This is a genomic window from Lutibacter sp. (assembly GCF_040883305.1).
Taxonomy (GTDB): Bacteria; Bacteroidota; Bacteroidia; order Flavobacteriales; family Flavobacteriaceae; genus Lutibacter.
Map to the genome: position 1 here is coordinate 1 of NZ_JBFLKT010000446.1, position 3,232 is coordinate 3,232.

A 3,232-nucleotide genomic window follows, 5' to 3' on the forward strand; every position below is an offset into this window, starting at 1 on the left:
GACAGACCGAATATCTTCGTCAACCTATCGGGGAACCCAATGGTATGATGCTTTTGTAGAAGCCGCTGAAAAAAGGAATTGGCATATTTTGCAGACTTAAAAATTACATTGCTTGAAATCTCAGTTTGATAAGTAAACCACTCATGTTTCAACAATTTTGAACGTGTGGAGCGTTCCCCTTTATCAAAACGAAAAAACGTATCCATCCAGTAAGATATACGATTCAATGCAATACTGGGCTGAAAGTTTTCTACAAGACTTTCTAATAAAGATAAATCGGACACTTTCACAAAGGAGTTCTCTTTCATCTTATAATCAACTCTTTTAATATCAAACTGCTGCTTAAGGTAGTTATGACCATTCATATAGAACTCGCAAACAAACGGTAGGTAGCTTGATATTTTCAGATAACATAACCCAAGTTCCTTATCTTGAATATAAATGTAATACTGGCTCACAAATTTAAAACACGAAAACATTTTGGTAAATATCTTTCCTGCTTTTGTTTTAATATCACGATTAGCAAAGGTACGGGTGTTTTCCAACGATTTAATGATACAAATAACCTTATCATCCTTATGCTTATTTTTCAATTCTTTCCGATAAATATCCTGAACTAAGTCAAGTTTGTGGTCATATCTTTCCTTTTCTGCATTACCCCACCAATGTATGGAAATACCGAACTTGTCTGCCGTTTTCTTTATATGTGAATTTAATTGTAAACATCCGGCGGCATACATATTGATTTGCGAGGGCTGAGTTAGTAGCTTCGCACCCATGAGATCAGATGAAAAATTAAAAGCAAAAATGTATGGGTTTATACGCCGTTGGGAAAGCAGCGGATTAAACCAAAAAGAATTTTGTACTCAAGAGGGCATCAACTATTACAAGTTCAAGTATTGGAAAACCCGACAAAACAAAGAGCAAGAACCGGCACAGAAAAAGCAGCCAACCTTGCAAGCGGATTTTATCCCAATTACAGTACCTGACCATAATTGTACTATATCTGGGCTTGAAATAACTTTCCCTAATGGGGTCAAATTAAATTGCAACCAAGGCTTAGAAGCAAGCCAGGTAAAAGAACTCATAAAACTATTCTGATATGTTTACCCTAGGTTCATCGTTAAAATTCCAGTTATATAGCCAACCCACCGACATGCGCAAAAGTTTTGATAGTTTATGTGGGCTTGTGCAAAACCAACTAGGCTTATCCCCTGTAAATGGTGATGTTTACGTTTTTATAAATAAAACACGCAATAAAATCAAGTTACTGCATTGGGCTGGTAGCGGTTTTGTACTTTATTATAAACGGTTGGAGTCCGGCACGTTTGAACATCCACAATACGATATTGAAACCGGCAGCTACCAGATGAGCTATTCACAGATGGTGATGCTTGTCGATGGTATCAGTATAAAAAATATTGAAAGAAAAAAGCATTTTTCACTACCTGTTGAACATACTTAAAATTTAGGATCAGTAAGGTTTTAAAGGTATTTTAGCAGTGTGAATAAAGATGTAGGAAATACCGTCGATGAACAGATTGTTTTAAGCAAAGAACAATTTGAAACCTTGAACCTACAAAATGAAAAGTTACTTTCAGAGAACGAATACCTGAAACAGCAGCTCGATGAGCTTAAACGCCTTATTTTCGGGAGTAAGAGCGAACGTTTTGTGCCTAATAGTTCTGATGCACAACAATACAGCCTTTTTGAAACAGAAGCAGAACCAGCCGAAGAACAGGTCGAAGAAATAGCTTACTCGCGTAAAAAAGCCGAGAAGAAAAAACAAAAAGCCATCCGAGCCAAAATACCTGCACATTTACCACGGGTTGAAGAAATTATTGAACCTGATATTATTGAGGATGGTTCAAAAAAAATAGGTGAAGAAATAACAGAGGTTTTGGAATATACACCGGGCAATATGCATGTTCGCAAAATCATCCGCCCCAAGTACGCTAGGCCAAAAGGTGAAGGTGTTGATATAGCAGAACTTCCATCTCTTCCCATACCTAAGGGCAATGCCGGTGCCAGTTTACTGGCTTTTATAATGGTATCCAAATTTGTTGACCACTTGCCCTATTACCGCCAGATACAAATATTTAAACGTCAAGGTTTAACAATAAGCGATTCGACCATAAATGGATGGTTTAATGCAACAGCCAAATTGTTGGAACCGCTTTACGACACCTTAGAAAAACAAATACTGCAAAGCGATTACATTCAAGCCGATGAATCGCCAATTGGAGTTCAGGACTCTCACAAAAAAGGTGCTTTGCACAGCGGTTACCAATGGGTTTACCGATCCCCATTACAGCGGTTGGTGTTGTTTAAATATCATACAGGACGGGGTCAAGAAGCACCTAAAGAAGTACTTAATGAATTTTTCGGAGCCTTGCAAACCGATGGTTACCAGGCATACAAAAACATGGCTGTCAATGGTCAAATTATACACTTGGCATGTATGGCTCATGCACGTAGGTATTTTGACAAAGCCTTAAAAAATGACCAAAAACGTGCGGAACATGTTTTGAAACTTATGCAACGCTTGTATGAAATTGAACGCAAGGCTCGTGAACGGACTGTAAGCTTTAAAATCCGGTACAGGTATCGTCAAATTTATGCAAAACCAATTCTACAAGAGTTGGAAGAATGGTTAATAAAAAATCAATTACAAACCACACCGCAAAGTGCTATTGGGAAAGCTATTGCTTATACAACTAATCTTTGGCCTAAACTCAAAGTTTATATAGATGGTGGTGAATATGAAATAGATAATAACCTAATTGAAAATGCTATAAGACCATTGGCATTAGGACGTAAAAATTATTTATTTGCTGGGTCACATAAAGCAGCGCAGCATGCTGCAATGTTCTATTCATTTTTTGCAACTTGCAAAATAAACAATATCGAACCCTTGGCATGGCTTACTGATGTACTGAACCGCATACAGGAACATAAGGTTAATAAACTTAATGAACTGTTACCTCAAAATTGGCAACCGAACATTCCCCAATAGTAAACAAAAGTAGCCGTTACTACAATAATTTTCAAGACGTGTTTTACCATGTGCTTACATTTACATCGCTATAATCACCATTAAACTTATCCCCACTAGAGGAAGCTATAATCATATAATAAATGGTTGACTCTTTAGGTAAGTATTTTCCTAGGTCTACATATAAATCCGTTTCATTTTTTATGCACTGATATCTTTCTCTAGTAAAATCTTGCC

4 protein-coding genes are annotated in these 3,232 nt (G+C 37.0%); 3 read left to right on the plus strand and 1 reads right to left on the minus strand.

Going from position 1 to position 3,232, the window contains the following annotated elements:
- On the minus strand, positions 1–779 hold a 779-nt coding region (locus AB1Z17_RS14340; RefSeq protein ID WP_368052451.1), incomplete at its 3' end, for a hypothetical protein.
- On the opposite strand from AB1Z17_RS14340, the gene AB1Z17_RS14345 reads away from it, so the two are divergent.
- The 3 genes from AB1Z17_RS14345 to AB1Z17_RS14355 are packed head-to-tail and all read left to right on the plus strand — an operon-like array spanning position 778 to position 3,016.
- Positions 778–1,101 carry a hypothetical protein gene (locus AB1Z17_RS14345; RefSeq protein ID WP_368052452.1) on the plus strand — a complete coding sequence of 108 codons (324 nt, stop codon included), beginning with the start codon at positions 778–780 and terminating at the stop codon, positions 1,099–1,101. The genes AB1Z17_RS14340 and AB1Z17_RS14345 overlap by 2 nt on opposite strands.
- Position 1,102: 1 nt before the next feature.
- Positions 1,103–1,465, plus strand: coding sequence for an IS66 family insertion sequence element accessory protein TnpB (gene tnpB / locus AB1Z17_RS14350; RefSeq protein ID WP_368052453.1), 363 nt, complete (start codon positions 1,103–1,105; stop codon positions 1,463–1,465).
- Between the two features lie 39 nt (positions 1,466–1,504).
- The gene (locus tag AB1Z17_RS14355; RefSeq protein ID WP_368052454.1) at positions 1,505–3,016 is read left to right on the plus strand and encodes an IS66 family transposase; all 1,512 of its coding nucleotides are present in this window, start codon (positions 1,505–1,507) and stop codon (positions 3,014–3,016) included.
- Positions 3,017–3,232 lie beyond the last annotated feature (216 nt).

What these genes read in the sequence shown, in the direction of transcription:
- AB1Z17_RS14345 (WP_368052452.1), top strand. Translation starts at nt 778, where the DNA reads ATGAGATCAGATGAAAAATTAAAAGCAAAAATGTATGGGTTTATACGC.
- tnpB (WP_368052453.1), top strand. Translation starts at nt 1,103, where the DNA reads ATGTTTACCCTAGGTTCATCGTTAAAATTCCAGTTATATAGCCAACCC.